Origin of the sequence: Brucella pituitosa, from assembly GCF_965577835.1 — a bacterium.
GTDB classification, from domain to species: domain Bacteria; phylum Pseudomonadota; class Alphaproteobacteria; order Rhizobiales; family Rhizobiaceae; genus Brucella; species Brucella pituitosa.
Genome location: NZ_OZ264094.1, coordinates 135,455 through 151,382, shown reverse-complemented (window position 1 = coordinate 151,382; position 15,928 = coordinate 135,455). Strand labels below are relative to the sequence as shown.

The following is a 15,928-nucleotide window of genomic DNA, read 5'->3' as shown; positions in this document are numbered from 1 at the left end:
CCGGTTTTGGCCGGTTTTGGGATGAGGAACGGCTGCCCGGTCGCATCGATTTCAGTAGAGTTGGCAGGGTATGTTGGGCCATGTTGGGGCTGAACGCATGCATTGCCCCCCTATCCATTCACCTCAGCTCGCGTAACTGCTCAGCTGTGAGTGTTACGGAGCCAGTCGGCGAGCGAACGGCGGCTGCCGGAGCGGCCGCGCATGGCCTCGGCTGCGCACATAGAGTTGAGCACGGCCTCCTGTGTAGATTCGGTTGCAGCACGAAAAAGAATATCGATGCGGTTTTCGTTAAGCGCTGCGAAATTCACGATATCGTTTGGTTCATCATGGTCAAACGATACTGCTGTTGAAAACCCAACAGCTATGTCCCCGCTACCATGTCCCCAGAAAGCGCCAAGCCGTGCCAGGCCAGCGCCGCAACGGCGCGTGACGCGTTTTAACTGGCGATGTTCCATCGGAACATCGGTCGCAAGAACGAGAATGACAGAGCCTTTTTCCGGTTGAGGCTGGGTTTTGGGGGAAGGCATACGCCCATCCGGCAGAACCAGATCACCCGCACGACCAAAATTGGTGAGTGCCAAAACGCCCAGATGATACGATTTGCCATCTAGTTCGAACTGGCGTGAAGACGTGCCAATGCCTCCCTTGAAACCAAAACAAGTCATGCCTGTCCCAGCCCCGACGTTGCCTTGAGCAACACAGGAGCCTGAATTGAGCAGCGCCAGATGTGCATGTTCTTCGGTAACCGCCATTGCCTGAATGTCACTGAGGGGCCCATCATTGCATTCAAGCACAACCGGATTGACGGTTGCTGTCGCGCGGCCAATATCGGGATTGAACGCAATCGCTTCACGGATCAATGCGTTGGCGCAGGTCCCCACACCGAAGGTATTTGTGAGGAGAATTGGAGTTTCAAGAGTTCCCAATTCCTCAATTTGCAACAGACCCGTGCTTTTGCCGAAGCCATTGATAATATCGCAGGCAGCCAGCACCTTTCGGCGATATATGTTCCCGTCATGCGGGATGATAGCCGTAACGCCTGTATTGATATCACCCTCGTGCAACGTATGATGACCAACACGTACGCCCGGTACATCGGTGATGGCGTTGTTTGCACCTGTCGGCAAAATGCCACAAACGATGCCGAAGTCGCGTGCCGTATCAGTCATTTTTGTCTCCGGTTCCCGTCTTTTCCTAAAGGCGTCCAGCTTCTATAATGCGTTTGAGGAATGTTTGCGTACGTTCACCCTGCGGATTGCCGAAAATCTGCGAAGGTGGGCCTTCCTCATAGACTTTACCGTTTTGCAGGAAGCAGACCTTGTCTGCGACCTCGCGGGCAAAGCCCATCTCATGGGTGGCAAGCACCATGGTCATGCCTTTTTTGGCCAGATCACGCACGATATCAAGCACTTCTGATACAAGTTCAGGATCAAGTGCCGAGGTAATTTCATCCAGAAGCAGAAGTGTCGGATCCATCAGCAGGGCACGTACAATGGCCACACGTTGCTGCTGACCGCCGGAAAGACGGTCGGGATATTCCTTAGCCTTGTGATCAAGGCCAATGCGGGCGAGCAATGCCAGTCCCTTTTCCTCGGCTTCTTTGAGGGGCATACCGAGAACTTTAGTCGGGGCCAGCGTCACATTTTCCATCACGGTCATATGAGGAAACAGGTTGTATCCCTGAAAAACGATGCCGATCTCGCGACGTAACAAGTCAAGATCGACGCCCGGACCCGTGACCCGGTCACCATGGAGACGAATTTCACCTTCATCGATCGTTTCCAATCTATTGATGCACCGCAGCAGAGTAGATTTTCCGCATCCGGAGGGACCAATCAGGCAAACCACCTGATGTTCCTCGATGTCGAGAGAAATGCCGGATAGCACTTCCAGTGCGCCATAACGCTTATAAGCCTTATCAATTTCAATCAGTGCCATTTGTCTGGTCCTTTCTCACAGGCTCGAACGTGTTTTCCGACGATCCCGTTCGATCAGACGATCGACGAAACGCGCCTGTGGGATGGTGATCAGGATGAACAGAATGGCCACCGTGGTGACGGCTGAGAGATTGAAATAGTTGCTGGCGATGATCTTGGACTGGTTGAAGGCGTCGATTGTGCCGATGATGGCCACCAATGCAGTATCTTTTTGCAGGCTGATACAGTTGTTCATAAGTGGAGGGATGATCCCACGCACTGCAAGTGGAATTACGACATAGCGCATCGTGCGTGTATAAGAGAGGCCAAGCGAGCGGGCAGCCGCAATCTGGCTTGGGTGTACGCTTTCAATGCCTGCCCGGTAGACCTCTGACGTATAGGCGCCGTAGGTCAGCGTTAACGCGATAATCGCATAGGAAATTGAAGACAGATCCTTGATGATTGGCAGCCCTGTCAGTGGAAGGCCGAACCCAATGAGATAGATGGTTATGATGGCGGGCAGACCGCGGAAAAGATCGCAATAGAACGTTGCAAGCACGCGGATAGGTCTGCCAGCCTTACCCGGCAGCGTTCGGGCAATCGCTATGATCAGTGCCCAAACGAGGATCAACAAGGCAGCAATGAAGAAGATAATGATATTCGTGCCAAAGGCCTTGAGCACAGTGCCAGAGGATTTCACTATAAGACTGACATCGAAGAACGTACGACTGACGGCTGCGTCATTGGCGATGAGAAACCATGCGCTCGCACTGATGATCAGCAATGCCACAGCATAGGAAATAGCTTGCCAGGATATATCTGATGCCTGAGCGCCGAACGCCCGTCCCTGATAAATATCGGTAGTGTTTCCGGCCTTGCTGGAGAGTTGAACGGCCCGCCAGGCAAACCAAAGGACGCCAAGCGGAGCAATAAGAATAGCCAAGCCGGCCGCAATAACCGGTGTTGAAGACCAACCCTGGCTTATTGTGTAACTGGCAACACTATATGCGGTTTGTGCCATCGCCAGAAAGGTGAGGAACGAAAAGGCAAAAGCAAACAGAGATCGCCCACCATGGGTGCGGACCTTGTTGCGGTCGCGCCATTGTTGGGCGCGTTGTGCGCTGGCTTCAGGTGCCAGATGGGACATGACTTTACTCTCGATGAAACAGGTCAGGGCCTCGCTTTATTCACCGCCGGATATGCATCCCGAAGAGTAAGAAACGGCTTTCGGGATGCGTGTCAAAACGAACAGTTAGAACACTCATCTGATTCATTCAGATCAAAACATGCCCTATATGCGGTGTACGAAGCAGAAACCCTCACTTGACCAGGGTCGTATTTGAATATTGACCGGGCTGCAGCCCTAACGCCAAGCTGCAGCCCGAAAGATCGGTAGTTTACGGCTTCCAGAGTGGGATATTGTCGGGAGATGTACCCCATGACGGTAGCAGGTAAGCTTCCTCGAGCTTCTTGAGCGTACCATCCTTGTGCATGTCTTCGATCAGCTGATCGATGACTTTGCCATTCGGCGAACCCTTTGGATAAATGCCAGCGGTTTCACCGCTCGATTCATATTTACCCACCACAGCGAGCCTGCCGTTGGAATTGTGTGCCTGACCGAGCGTGATCGACAGATCGGTCATGACAGCATCGACCTTGCCTGCCGCAAGTGCGGTAAACATGGATGCGGTGTCGTCAAAAACGTCAAGGCTTGCGACTTTGAGCGTGTCTTGTGCGAAAGGAACGAGTGTTGTTCCTGCTTGTGTACCCACCTTAACCGTTTTGATATCGGCTTCAGTCACAGGCTTATCGGCACGCGCCGCGACGCCATAGCCAGAATTCATGTAAGGCGCAGAAAAGTCTACAACTTTCTTTCGTGGCTCTGTAACGGAAATCAGCGCCAGAGCGATGTCATAGTCCTTGTTCTGCCCAGCTACGATGGAGTCAAACGAAGCATTGACCAGTTTTACTTTATCGAGGCCCAGACGATGGGCAACATTAACCGCCATGCAGAATTCATAGCCGTCTTTGATCGTATCCGGCGTGTCGCCATTAAACTGGCCGACCGCAGGCAGATTGATAATGACAGTGAACTGGTCGGCTACTGCCGGTTCTATCTTCGCTGTGCCTTTTTCGCCGATCAGCGGACAGTCGCCATAACCCTCAGTGGCGGCAGATGCTGTGCTGGCATAAGTTATGACGGCGGCACTTGCAAAAAGTGCTCCGTAAGCGGTTTGTTTGAAAAGTTTTTTTATTGTCATGTTCCCCTCTTTTTATCCTTTGTTTGAAGGTTACTGTTGAAAAACTGGCTCACTCCCGGTGCGTGCGAGGTCCAGATAGACTTGTTGCAGACGACGTGTGATTGGCCCCGGTTCACCGTCTCCGATTGTATGATCTTGGATGCCAATGATCGGCGTTACAAAGCTCGAAGCGCTGGTCAGAAATGCTTCCTTTGCACCCTTCGCCTCATCGACTGTGAAAAGACGTTCTTCGATACTGAGGTGCTGCTCTTTGGCAATTTGCAAAACCGCCCGGCGAGTGCAGCCCGGTAAAATTGCATGCGAGTTCGGGCGGGTAATCAGCACATTCTCGTTGGTGATAATGAAAGCAGTCGACGAGCCGCCTTCAGTGACGAAACCATCCTCGATCAACCAGACCTCGTGGTAGCCCTTGGTCTTGGCTTGCTTCTTGGCCAGCACCTGCGCCAAAAGCATTACGGTTTTGATGTCGCGGCGCGCCCAGCGTGTGTCAGGGGCAACATCGACGCGTACACCGTGAAGCACAGCAGGAGAATTCGCGAGATTTTTTGCCTGTGTCAGCATGACGAAGTTCGGCTTCATGTTGTCGGCGTAAACGAAGTCGCGCTCGGCTTCGCCGCGTGTAACCTGCATATAGACGACGCCTTCATGCAAAGCATTACGGCGAATTAGTTCTGTTTGAGCCTCGCGAATGTCACCGAGTGATGCAGGAAGCGGAATACCTATCTCCTTCACCGAACGTTCAAGGCGTGCGAGATGCAGATCATTGTCGACCAGGCGTCCGTCGAGAACCGCACTGACTTCATAAATGCCATCACCAAAAAGAAAGCCGCGATCAAAAACCGAAACTTTCGCTTCGCTCTCTTCTACGAAGGCTCCATTCAAATAAATTACCCTAGCCAAAACACGCCCTCGGACATTTCATTTTTTGCTGAGGGGGACGGTAAGTAAAAAGAATTTGGCAGGCCAATGCTATGTTTTGCAATCACTATGCAAAAATTGCATAACAGGTTTTGATGGCGATATATTGCGCAGAGGCTTTTCCGTAGCATTACGGTGAAGCCGAAATTCAAAGTGCTGGATGGGTCGAAAATGGAACTGAAATGGCTTGAAGACTTTATCGCGCTTGCAAATACTTCGAGCTTTTCGCGCGCCGCTGATACACGCCATGTTACGCAATCTGCATTCTCGCGGCGGATCAAGCAGCTTGAGCTCTGGTTGGGGGTGACGCTTGTCAATCGGGCGGTTTTTCCCGCAGAACTTACGAAAGAAGGCAGGACTTTTCTGTCCATTGCGCAGGATACGGTTCGACAGTTTTACAACACCCGCAAGGCGTTCCAGCCAAATCGTGAAGTCAAAAACCCGGTCATCACCTTTTCCGCTCTACACACACTGACGGTTACTTTCTTTCCGCAATGGCTCAAGCAGATCGACGAGGAAATTGGCACTATACGCTCGCGGCTCAGTCCGGATCGGGGAGGGTTCGAAGATAACATCGCCACCCTCACCGAAGGTGAGGTTGACTTCTTTCTCACCTATGCGCATCCGTCTGTGCCTATACTCATTGATCCTCAGCAATTTCCATCAATCGTGTTGGGTACTGACAGATTGATACCTGTTTCACGCCCTTCAGAAATTGGTCCAGTGCTGGATCATGCAATCGCCAACGGGGAGGCATTGCCTTATCTGAGTTACGGCGATTTTTCATTCTTCGGGGCAGCACTTTCACAAAAATTCCTCGCTGGACCCGATTTCAAACGACAGGTGATGCACGAGAACACGATCTCCATCGGGCTGAAGGCAATGGCGCTGGCGGGTTGGGGAATGGCGTGGCTGCCTGAAAGCCTTATTTATGATGAGGTGCAACAAGGAGAACTGGTGCGTGCTTCCACGGATTCCTATTGGGATCTCACCGTTGAAATCCGCATCTACCGTCACGATACTCCGCTTCAAAAGCACGCTGAAAGCTTCTGGGAATTCCTATGCGCAAAACGGAAGCTTATTTCAGAGCAGGGGATTTGATACGCAGCGACCGGATGTTCAGCAAAAGGCATCCAAGGTTTGGATGGCGGGTGGCGGGTGATGGTAAAGCCGGCGTGTGACGGAATTTCGATTTCAAACCAGCGTTGTCTCAGATCCCGCTGAATTACTAATGATGTCATTGCGGAGATCAGCTTCGCATTGACCTTTCATAGCGTTGTCATCTAAGCAACGCTGCGTTCCCCCGGGGATGGCTGGTGCTGGAGCGCAAACTGATCATACTTGCCCGAAAGCGCGTATGAAGAAACCACAAGGAGAGCCGCGTGAAGGGGAATAACGTATTTGCTTTGCGACATATCTGGTTGCATGCATTTGTGCTGCTGATCATTTCTATTTCAGAACTGATAGGCATCCAAAAATTATCCATCGGTATTGGTGCTGTCATCTTTTTGCCTATGCTTTACGCATTTGCTTTAGGTGTCGTCTTTAATCCCAATATTCTTAAGGTAACCGGCAAAGTCCTGAAGTCGGATTCGGTTAAGCTTTCCGGCACAATGATCACCATTGCCATTATGCCGTTTATTGCCAAGTTTGGCACAACGGTTGGCCCGCAGATTGAAAACATCATTGCTGCCGGTCCTGCTCTGGTATTGCAGGAAATTGGTAATTTGGGCACCATCGCGTTGGCGTTCCCGATAGCGGTGTTTGTGCTGCGTATGGGACGTGAAACCGTCGGCGCAACCTACTCTATCGATCGTGAACCAAATCTGGCTTTGATTGCCGATAAATATGGACTTGATAGTCCCGAAGGTGCCGGTGTGATGGGCGTTTATGCGACCGGCACTTTGATTGGTACATTCGTTTTCGCGCTGTTGCCGCCGATCGTTCACAGTTTCGGACTGTTTGATTTCCGCGCGCTTGCCATGTCATGCGGCGTGGGTTCAGGCAGCATGCTCGCCGCCTGTACTGGCGGATTGGTCAGCGTAATTCCGGAACAGAAGGATCTGATCCTGGCTTTGGCTGCAGCCAGCAATATTCTCACTTATGCGACGGGCCTCTATGTCGGCTTGTTCGTGGCGCTGCCTTTGACGGAATGGCTCTATAAGAAGTGCCGTCCTGAAGAATATCGCGATGCTGCATAAGGGGACGAGAATATGACTTCCGATTCTATGAAAAACAAAATCGACACTCTGACCCTGTCCGTTGAGACGACCGATGAGCGCAAGATCGATATTGTCGAAAATGCACTGCTGCTGATAATCGCCTGTTTTCTCGGGTTGGTTGCCAACTGGATTGGCACCGGTGTTACACCGGTACAGGCTCTGCCTGGCATGGCGATTCTTTATGCAGCGTCCATCTTTGGTTTGATGCTGGCCCGCTTCATGCCATTTTATCTGCCAAGTGTTGCATGGGTTTCGCTGATTGCCATCATCATCACCATTCCGGGTGTACCGGGCGCTGATTACGTGGTGGCCAAAGTCGCTGACCTGAACTTCCTGGCACTCGCGACACCTGCGCTTGCCTATGGCGGTCTGGCACTGACCCGCAACGAGTTTGAGATCGCCCGCCGCTCGGGCTGGAAGATCGTTATCGTTGCCATCTGCGTGATGATCGGTACTTATCTCGGCTCAGTTATTGTCGCGGATCTGACATTGCGTATAACGGGATAAAAGGTTTCCGGGGCAGGTTCATGAACCTGCCCCGGTTAGATGTCTCACATAGGGAATATTCATATGGCTGTTTTTCTGTCAGAAGCTGATATCGCGGAAGCGCTTGCATGGCGGCATGATTTACACCGCCATCCTGAATTGGGTTTTGAGGAAAATCGTACAGCCGGGTTCATTACCGAAAAGCTCGTGCAATGGGGCTTTGCCGTCAGGACGGGCTTTGCCCGAACGGGTGTCATTGGTAGTTTGACGCGTGGTACATCCAAGCGCTCCATTGGTATCCGTGCTGATATGGATGCATTGCCGATTGTCGAGAAAAGCGGCGTGACCTACGCCTCGCAGACGACAGGAAAGATGCACGCCTGTGGGCACGACGGGCATGTAACAATGGCTCTTGCCGCCGCGAAAGCAATCAGTCAGCTCGAATTTGATGGCACAGTGCATTTCATCTTTCAGCCAGCAGAAGAAAACGAGGGCGGCGGCCGTGAAATGGTTCGTGAGGGTCTGTTCACAGATTTTCCCGTTGACGCGATCTATGGCCTGCACAATTGGCCAGCGCTTGATGTGGGCACATGTGTAGCGCGTGACGATGCCATGATGGCGGCGTTTGGCACATTTGAGATCGAAGTCACAGGCAAGGGTGCTCATGGAGCCATGCCACATGAAGGTGCTGACCCTGTGGTTGCAGCAGCTCAGATCGTCACTGCTCTGCAGACCATCGCCAGCCGTAACGTTTCACCGCTTGAATCTGCCGTTGTTTCCGTGACGCAGATACATGGTGGCGACGCCTGGAATGTCATTCCTGAGAGCATGACGATCCGTGGCACGACACGCTGGTTCTCAACTGAAGTCGGAGCCACGATCTCTCGTCGTATGCAAACGCTGGCAGCGTCGATTGCAGAAGGTTTTGGCTGTACGGCGCGTGTCATATACGAAGAACGCTATCCATCGACAATCAATACAGCGGAGAATGCCCGCAAGATACGTGAACTGGCTGCTTCGCCTGATCTTGGTCTTAAGGTGCTTGATGTGGCACCAAGCATGGCTGCGGAAGATTTCGCGTTCATGCTCCAGGAAAGCCCGGGCTGCTATTTCTGGCTTGGCAGCCGCCGTGATGGAAATAATCCGGGCCTGCATTCGCCTTATTATGATTTCAACGATGCGCTTTTGCCAATAGGTGCCAATTTCTGGATCAAGCTCGTCGCGACTGAACTGTCTCCGGAGTAATGATCGTGTTGCGATATCCGGGATGCTTGTTGACCAACGGTGGCTGCTGAGCAACATACCGGTATGGAAACGCTCGACGCTAAAGAATTACGTATGTTCATAGCGGTGGTCCGGATCGGTTCGATCCGGGGTGCTGCCGAACACATGAACGTCGCGCCTTCGGTGGTGAGCCGCCAGATTGCGGATACAGAACGCAATATAGGCTTGCCGTTGTTTGAACGCAACGCGCGTGGCATGGCTTTGACCGAAGCGGGTGAACTGGTTCTTGAGCATAGCAGGCGGGTTCTTGAAGAAAGCAGCCTTTTGACGGAGCAATTAGGCCTCCTCAAAGGTTTGCAACAGCGGCGTGTCCGCATCCTGTGCGGAGAGGGGTTTCTGGCCGATGTACTTGAGTATGGACTTGGCTCTTTTGTAAAAGTTTACCCTGACGTTCAGTATGATCTGCAACTTGGCAGCACCGAAAGCGTTCTTGATGGTATTGCCAATGGCGATGCGGATATTGGTATTGCTTACAATCCGCTGCTGGATACGCGGGTTCGTTCGCTGGCTATTTCACGACAGCCGCTGTGTGTAGTGACGCCGCCTGAGCACCCGTTGCTGAAAAAAGACCGATTGCATCTTGCTGACTGTGCAGGCTTGCCCAATGCGCTTTTGCGCCCGGGGCATGGCATCACGCAATTGGTCACGCGTGTTGCTGCTGATCGCGGTTTTGCTATTGCTCCCTTGGTGGAAACGACATCAATCGATGTTCTGCGACGGTTTGTGATTGCTGGCCTTGGCATATCTTTTCTGCCTCGCTTTGCAGTATCCACCGAGCTTGCGCGTGGCGCGGTCGGAATACGCGAACTGTCGGACCCGCCATTAGCTGAAGCGAGTGCGCATTTGATGGTGCGCGCACGCCGCCGCCTGCCGCTTTCGGTTGAACGCCTCAGCGGTTTCCTCGCTGGCAGCATGGCGGCCTTCAGGTAAGATATCCGTTCGACTGTTGCTTGCGGTGGGACGCTGCGTTGTCCGCAATCCGGCTATGCGCTGCCCCCCATAGGTGCGAGCTTTCCTCCATTGAATTTTGACTGGCCCCGGCCGGTTTGATAAAAATGGAGATGCGGAATGTCGCTACAAGAAAAACCGGTGATTGGCGTTGTGGGCCTCGGCAGTATGGGGCTTGGCATGGCGCAGACGCTTGCGGCGAAAGGGTTTGCGACGCTGGGTTTTGATTTGTCTGCCGAACGTAAGGCGCTGGCAGAAAAGGCGGGTGTAACGCCGTCTGACACGCTGGACCTCCTGTTTGAGAAGTCGAACTTTCTTGTTTTCTCCCTACCGACGGCACGCGATGTTGAAAACGTCGTCAATGCGCATAGTCATCTGTTGGCAAGTGCCGATCGCGGTCGTGTGATCATTATCGACACTTCCACATCCGAACCCGATGTAAGCCGCGCGCTTGCGGCCAAGCTTGATGCCATGGGACATGGGTTCCTTGATGCGCCCGTCAGCGGTGGACCGGCTGGTGCGGCCTCAGGTAAATTGACCATGATGATTGGTGGCAGCGATGCCGATCTGGCGCTCGCCCAGCCCGTGATCGAAACCATGGCCGCCAAAGCACTGCATGTCGGCCCAAGCGGTGCAGGTAATGTCGCAAAGCTCGTCAATAATCTGTTGGCGGCCGCGCATATGGTGACCACCAGCGAGGGGCTGAAACTGGCGCTTGCTGCCGGAATAAGCCCGGAATCCGCATTGCGCGTGCTGAATGCTGCATCAGGGAAGTCTATGATAAGCGAGGTCCATTTCCCGACCTGGGTAATGAACGACCGGTTCGACAGCGGCTTTTCGATGGGGCTGATGCGCAAGGATGTTCGTCTTGCCCAGGAAATGGCCGTGCGCACTGGTGCGGAAAACCCGCTGACATCGGTTGTAGCAAAGCTTTGGGCCGGTGCTGATCACCTCAAAGACAGTGATGATTTCACCCGCATGGGTGCGTTTCAGCCTGAATCCTCCAAATAAAGAGCAATATGATGACCCAACCCATTGACCCACAGGCACAGGCTGCCCGCATCTCCGAGATTTTCAAAGGCTTCTTTCCAAAAGGTGAAATAGGCAGTTTCGTAAACGGGGAAATAATCGCAGGCAGTGGTGCCGATCAGTACCTCACCGATCCCGCGACCGGCAAGGTCTTCGCGTCGTTTAAGGACGCAGACCAGTCGGTCATCAATGCCGCTATGGATAGTACTGCCCGCGCTCAGAAAGAATGGATGTCACTAACGGCGTCAGCACGCGGTCGTGTGATGAATGAAATCGCCCGGCGTATTCGCGAACATGCCCCTTTGATTGCCGAAATTGAAAGTCGCTCCGCAGGTCGCCCGATCCGTGACATTCGCGGCGAGGCTGTGCGTGTCGCCGAAATGTTTGAATATTATGCCGGCTGGTGCGACAAGCTTTACGGCGATGTCATTCCCGTACCGAGTAGTCATCTCAATTACACTCGGCACGAGCCAATTGGCGTTGTCACACAGATCACGCCGTGGAACGCACCGCTTTTCACCGGCGGCTGGCAGATTGCACCGGCAATCTGTGCAGGCAATGGCGTCGTAATTAAACCCTCCGAACTAACGCCTCTTTCCACGCTCATTCTTGGCTTGATGTGCGAGGAGGGCGGAGCGCCACGCGGATTGGTCAACGTTATTGCGGGGCAGGGACCGACTGCGGGTCAGGCTGCGGTTTCGCATCCGCGCACCGGTCTTGTCGTTTTTGTTGGCTCGGCACAGGCAGGTTCTGCCATTGCAGCAACGGCTGCCAAAAATGTTGTTCCCTGCATACTTGAGCTCGGTGGTAAGTCCGGGAATATCGTCTTTCCGGATGCCAATATCGAGCGTGCAATTATCGGCGCACAGTCGGCAATCTTCAGCGGTGCCGGACAGAGCTGCGTTTCTGGCTCACGCTTGTTGGTGCATCGTTCTATCCATCAGCAATTTGTAGAGCGCTATGCCGATGCAGCAAACCGCATCGTTGTCGGTAATCCATATGACGACAATTCGCATATCGGTCCGATTAACAACGAACGCCAATGGTCAAAGATCGATCAGATGGTGCGTGACGGCGTTGCCGACGGTGCTGTTCTTGCAGCAGGCGGCAAAAAGCCTGAACAGCTGGAGGAAACAGGCGGTTATTATTATGCCCCGACGATCCTCGACCGGGTTGAACCCGGAATGGCGATCGCAAAGGAAGAAGTGTTCGGTCCGGTTGTTGCCGTAATGCCTTTCGATGACGAAGCAGAAGCGATTGCCCTTGCAAATGACAATCCTTATGGGCTTGCTGGTGCTGTGTGGACAGAGAATGTAGCGCGCGCACATCGGGTGGCTGCAAATGTGCGGGCAGGCACCTTCTGGATCAATGGCTATAAAACCATTTCGGTCATGTCCCCGTTCGGTGGTTTCGGGCGTAGCGGTTACGGACGCTCAAGTGGCAAGGATGCACTGATGGCCTACACGCAGGCTAAGAGCATATGGGTCGAAACGGCAGAAAACCCTGCCGTGACTTTTGGGTATTCGCCCGAAGCTTAAAGCGCATAGGCTTGCGTTCATCTGACAGTAAAGGTGATGATAAAGAGTATCTGACAAATACAGTACGCTTTATCATCATCCCGAATTCCGATTTTTATTGTGTTATAAATTTTATTTTGGATCACGAGTTCTGGCTTTTCACCGATTTAAGATAATGTCAGCTGCTTTCTCCGCGATCATGATAACTGGTGAATTTGTATTGCCGGACACAATCTTTGGCATGATCGATGCATCGACAACACGCAGCCCCTCAATGCCGCGTACTCGCAAATTATCATCGACAACCGAGTTGGTGTCACTTCCCATCTTGCATGTCCCGACCGGGTGGAAGATCGTCGTCGCTATGTCTCCGGCACGCTGAACCAGCTCATCATCACTTTGATGTTGAATACCTGGAAGCATTTCAAATGGCTGGTATTTTGCAAGTGTCCTTGTTGCCATCAAATTACGCGCGTGACGAATGGACTTAGCCGCGACCAGTTTATCTCCAGGGGTTGAGAGATAATTGGGTCGGATATGAGGTGAAAGTTCTATGTCTGGCCCAGCAATATGAACAGAACCTCGGCTTTCAGGGCGCAAATTGCATACAGAAACGGTCACAGCCGGATAACGATGCAATGGCTCGCCCAGCCGGTCTGTGCTGAGTGGCTGAACGTGATACTCAAGATCCGGCGTTTCCAGAGAAGTATCGCTCTTTGCAAAAATTCCGAGCTGGCTTGGGGCCATTGAAAGAGGGCCGGAACGGCGAAAAGCATATTGCAGTCCCATACCTGCACGCTTAAAAAGATTATGATAAAGCTGGTTCAGCGTGTTTGCACCTTCGATGCGAAACACTGTACGGATTTGCAGATGATCCTGCAAATTCTCGCCAACACCGGATAAGGCATGTTTGGGTGTGATGCCGGAGTTTTTGAGAATGTCGGGATTGCCAATGCCTGATAGTTCAAGAATTTTGGGTGAGTTGATCGCTCCGGCAGACAGAGTAATTTCTCCCTTGGCCGTCGCAATGCATGACTGTCCATTTTTGCGGAAGCGAACACCAGTCGCGCTTTTCCCGTTGATTTCAAGTCCCTCAACCTCAGCGTCAATAATCACGCGTAGATTAGGTCTTTTCAGCGCGGGTCGAAGAAAGGCTTTCGTCGTGTTCCAGCGAACGCCACCCTTTTGATTGACTTCAAAATAGCCGGAACCTTCATTGTCGCCGCCATTGAAATCATCGGTTTTTGGAATCCCTATTTCTTCTGCAGCATCGCGAAATGCGTCCAGAATCGGCCAAGAAACTCGTTGTTTCTCCACACGCCATTCACCGCCCGCTCGGTGCAGGGGTGTATTTCCGCGAAAATTGTCCTCTGATTTTAGAAAATAGGGCAGTACCTCATCCCAGTTCCAGCCTTTATTACCCGCCTGCTGCCAGTTATCATAATCGGCTGCCTGTCCACGCATATAAATCATGCCGTTGATGGAAGAGCAGCCGCCCAGCACTTTGCCGCGCGGATAGGCAAGCGAACGTCCATTGAGGCCCGCTTCGGCTTGTGTTCTCATCATCCAATCTGTGCGCGGATTACCCATACAGTAAAGATAACCGATCGGAATATGTACCCAATGATAGCGATCATTTTTGCCGGCCTCGAGCAGCAGAACGCGGTTTTGAGGGTTGGCCGATAAACGATTGGCCATAACACAGCCTGCGGATCCTGCACCAACAATGATAAAATCGTAAGTGCCTTCATCTTTCAGAGGTTGATTGACGCTGCTTTTCACGCCGCTTCCTCCGTTGCTGTTGGTTCAACTGCGGCCATGCGCTTCCATATCGGTGCCATTGCATCAGCGATATCGCGGTAAAGCTGATAACGGCGGGCATAATGTGCAGCGCGTAACGCGTTAGGTTGGTAGTTGCGCTCGCTACGAACCATTGCATTGGCTCCGGCTTCGAAGTCTGTAAAAATTCCGACGGACGTTCCAGCAGCAATGGCCACACCCAACGCTCCCGTTTGGTTGGAATGAGTTACTGTGACAGGAACGCCCAATACATCGGCAAATATTTGCGGCCAGAGCAGGCTGCGCGAGCCGCCACCGGAAATCACGGCTTCATTGAAATCAACACCCGCTATGCGCAATGTTTCAATATGCTGACGATGACCAAAAGCCACGCCTTCTAAGAGTGCCCGGATCAGATGACCTTTTGTATGCCATCCGGCAACGCCATAAAAGCCAGCCCGTGCATTACCGTTTTGCTGCGCGCCATAAAGAAACGGATGGTAGATCGGATCATTGGCGGCAGGCTCAATTGCGCCAGCCAGTTCGCAACAGATATCAAACGGGGAGCGCGGATCAGCGTGCTCGTCATGAAAAAACTCGCGCACCAGCCATTCCAGATTGGCTGCTGACGTCGCACTCGACTCGATTGCCATAAATCGTTGACGGTCAAAGGTTGACGACATGAAGACCGGGCTTTTGAGAATTGGTTTGTCAGTAATGACCTGATTAATGCTCCATGTGCCAACAATAATGGATGCCGCATTGGTTCGGGTTACGCCAGAACCAATGGCTGAGGCCACAACATCAAAAAGTCCAGCGATAACCGGCGTGCCAACTGCAAGTCCGGTTTGTTCTGCCGCGCTCTCAGAGACCGTTCCGGCGATATCGGCGCTTTCAATGAGAGGTGGCAGCAAATCCATGCTATCACCAAGGCCGTATGCACACATTAAGTCGTGATCATATTGTCGTTTGGCGACATTGAGTAAGCCGCTGCCGGCCATATCGGACGTCTCGCTCACTCGCTGGTCGGTCAGTCTATTGACGATGAAATCCTTGCAGAAAAAAACTGTCCCGATTTTTGCAAAGAGTTCCGGTCGCTTTTGTTTGATCCATGCGAGCAGCGTTGGTGTTTGCGAAGGCCAGGGGCGCTGGAGCGAAATCGGATAGGTGCGATCGCCCAAATTTGCGGATTGCCATTCTTCGACAAGATCTGCGGCGCGTGTATCGAGCGATTGGATGGCCAGCAATGGTTCGCCCTCCTGATCAAGCGTATACAACCCGTTGCCATGTCCCGCACAGCCAATTGCGGCAATCTGCGTTGGGCGTATGCCCGCATCAATGATTGCCTGTTTAATCACCGCACGGGCATTCGACCATAGCTCTGTGAGGCCGCGCTCCACATGACCGGGATGCGGCATACGGCTATGTCCTTCCTCTGCAACGGACGCAACTTCATTGCCGTGCAGATCAAAGATCACGGCCTTGATGACAGTGTTGCCGGCATCCAGCCCTAAAAGATACTCTCCCAAACTGAACCCCTCCCAAGGTTTTGTTCTTATATCTAGCGA

The 15,928-nt window shown here is 52.6% G+C and carries 14 protein-coding genes; 7 read left to right on the top strand and 7 right to left on the bottom strand.

Annotated elements, in window-relative coordinates:
- Positions 1 to 140 precede the first annotated feature (140 nt).
- From ACSME1_RS19930 to ACSME1_RS19910, 5 genes are all read right to left on the bottom strand, one after another.
- Positions 141 to 1,169, bottom strand: coding sequence for a P1 family peptidase (locus tag ACSME1_RS19930; protein WP_435655688.1), 1,029 nt, complete (start codon positions 1,167 to 1,169; stop codon positions 141 to 143).
- 25 nt (positions 1,170 to 1,194) lie between these two features.
- Entirely contained in the window at positions 1,195 to 1,938 is a 744-nt protein-coding gene (locus ACSME1_RS19925; protein WP_105707166.1) for an amino acid ABC transporter ATP-binding protein, read from the bottom strand.
- A gap of 15 nt (positions 1,939 to 1,953) precedes the next feature.
- Positions 1,954 to 3,063 carry an amino acid ABC transporter permease gene (locus ACSME1_RS19920; RefSeq protein WP_105707164.1) on the bottom strand — a complete coding sequence of 370 codons (1,110 nt, stop codon included), beginning with the start codon at positions 3,061 to 3,063 and terminating at the stop codon, positions 1,954 to 1,956.
- A 250-nt stretch (positions 3,064 to 3,313) separates the two neighbouring features.
- Positions 3,314 to 4,177 (bottom strand): ABC transporter substrate-binding protein, encoded by an 864-nt coding sequence (locus ACSME1_RS19915; protein ID WP_100559862.1) that lies wholly within the window; start codon positions 4,175 to 4,177, stop codon positions 3,314 to 3,316.
- Between the two features lie 30 nt (positions 4,178 to 4,207).
- On the bottom strand, positions 4,208 to 5,059 hold the full coding sequence (locus ACSME1_RS19910; RefSeq protein ID WP_105707163.1) for a D-amino-acid transaminase: 852 nt from the start codon (positions 5,057 to 5,059) through the stop codon (positions 4,208 to 4,210).
- Positions 5,060 to 5,266: 207 nt separating this feature from the next.
- Here ACSME1_RS19910 and ACSME1_RS19905 point away from each other — a divergent pair, with 207 nt between their 5' ends.
- The 7 genes from ACSME1_RS19905 to ACSME1_RS19875 all read left to right on the top strand — a co-directional run bounded on the left by ACSME1_RS19905 (position 5,267) and on the right by ACSME1_RS19875 (position 12,602).
- The gene (locus ACSME1_RS19905; RefSeq protein ID WP_105535218.1) at positions 5,267 to 6,196 is read left to right on the top strand and encodes a LysR family transcriptional regulator; all 930 of its coding nucleotides are present in this window, start codon (positions 5,267 to 5,269) and stop codon (positions 6,194 to 6,196) included.
- Between the two features lie 281 nt (positions 6,197 to 6,477).
- Positions 6,478 to 7,296: a DUF3100 domain-containing protein gene (locus ACSME1_RS19900; RefSeq protein ID WP_105535217.1), complete on the top strand. Its 819-nt coding sequence runs from the start codon at positions 6,478 to 6,480 to the stop codon at positions 7,294 to 7,296.
- A gap of 12 nt (positions 7,297 to 7,308) precedes the next feature.
- Positions 7,309 to 7,824: a hypothetical protein gene (locus ACSME1_RS19895; protein WP_094542141.1), complete on the top strand. Its 516-nt coding sequence runs from the start codon at positions 7,309 to 7,311 to the stop codon at positions 7,822 to 7,824.
- Between the two features lie 63 nt (positions 7,825 to 7,887).
- Positions 7,888 to 9,048, top strand: coding sequence for a M20 aminoacylase family protein (locus ACSME1_RS19890; RefSeq protein ID WP_105707161.1), 1,161 nt, complete (start codon positions 7,888 to 7,890; stop codon positions 9,046 to 9,048).
- A gap of 39 nt (positions 9,049 to 9,087) precedes the next feature.
- Positions 9,088 to 10,017 (top strand): LysR family transcriptional regulator, encoded by a 930-nt coding sequence (locus ACSME1_RS19885; protein WP_435655687.1) that lies wholly within the window; start codon positions 9,088 to 9,090, stop codon positions 10,015 to 10,017.
- 138 nt (positions 10,018 to 10,155) lie between these two features.
- Entirely contained in the window at positions 10,156 to 11,046 is an 891-nt protein-coding gene (locus ACSME1_RS19880) for an NAD(P)-dependent oxidoreductase (protein WP_435655686.1), read from the top strand.
- A gap of 11 nt (positions 11,047 to 11,057) precedes the next feature.
- Positions 11,058 to 12,602, top strand: coding sequence for an aldehyde dehydrogenase family protein (locus ACSME1_RS19875; protein WP_105707155.1), 1,545 nt, complete (start codon positions 11,058 to 11,060; stop codon positions 12,600 to 12,602).
- A 138-nt stretch (positions 12,603 to 12,740) separates the two neighbouring features.
- Here ACSME1_RS19875 and ACSME1_RS19870 read toward each other — a convergent pair whose 3' ends face one another.
- Both ACSME1_RS19870 and ACSME1_RS19865 read right to left on the bottom strand, forming a co-directional pair.
- Complete coding sequence (locus ACSME1_RS19870) at positions 12,741 to 14,363, bottom strand: GMC family oxidoreductase (RefSeq protein WP_105707154.1); 1,623 nt, start codon at positions 14,361 to 14,363, stop codon at positions 12,741 to 12,743.
- Entirely contained in the window at positions 14,360 to 15,889 is a 1,530-nt protein-coding gene (locus tag ACSME1_RS19865; protein ID WP_435655685.1) for an FGGY-family carbohydrate kinase, read from the bottom strand. The genes ACSME1_RS19870 and ACSME1_RS19865 overlap by 4 nt, the downstream gene beginning before the upstream one ends.
- Positions 15,890 to 15,928 lie beyond the last annotated feature (39 nt).

Bases quoted from the DNA above. Each gene is read 5' to 3' on its own strand.
- ACSME1_RS19880 (WP_435655686.1), top strand. From the start codon at position 10,156: ATGTCGCTACAAGAAAAACCGGTGATTGGCGTTGTGGGCCTCGGCAGT.
- ACSME1_RS19895 (WP_094542141.1), top strand. From the start codon at position 7,309: ATGACTTCCGATTCTATGAAAAACAAAATCGACACTCTGACCCTGTCC.
- ACSME1_RS19875 (WP_105707155.1), top strand. From the start codon at position 11,058: ATGACCCAACCCATTGACCCACAGGCACAGGCTGCCCGCATCTCCGAG.
- ACSME1_RS19905 (WP_105535218.1), top strand. From the start codon at position 5,267: ATGGAACTGAAATGGCTTGAAGACTTTATCGCGCTTGCAAATACTTCG.
- ACSME1_RS19920 (WP_105707164.1), bottom strand. From the start codon at position 3,063: ATGTCCCATCTGGCACCTGAAGCCAGCGCACAACGCGCCCAACAATGG.
- ACSME1_RS19890 (WP_105707161.1), top strand. From the start codon at position 7,888: ATGGCTGTTTTTCTGTCAGAAGCTGATATCGCGGAAGCGCTTGCATGG.
- ACSME1_RS19930 (WP_435655688.1), bottom strand. From the start codon at position 1,169: ATGACTGATACGGCACGCGACTTCGGCATCGTTTGTGGCATTTTGCCG.
- ACSME1_RS19925 (WP_105707166.1), bottom strand. From the start codon at position 1,938: ATGGCACTGATTGAAATTGATAAGGCTTATAAGCGTTATGGCGCACTG.
- ACSME1_RS19915 (WP_100559862.1), bottom strand. From the start codon at position 4,177: ATGACAATAAAAAAACTTTTCAAACAAACCGCTTACGGAGCACTTTTT.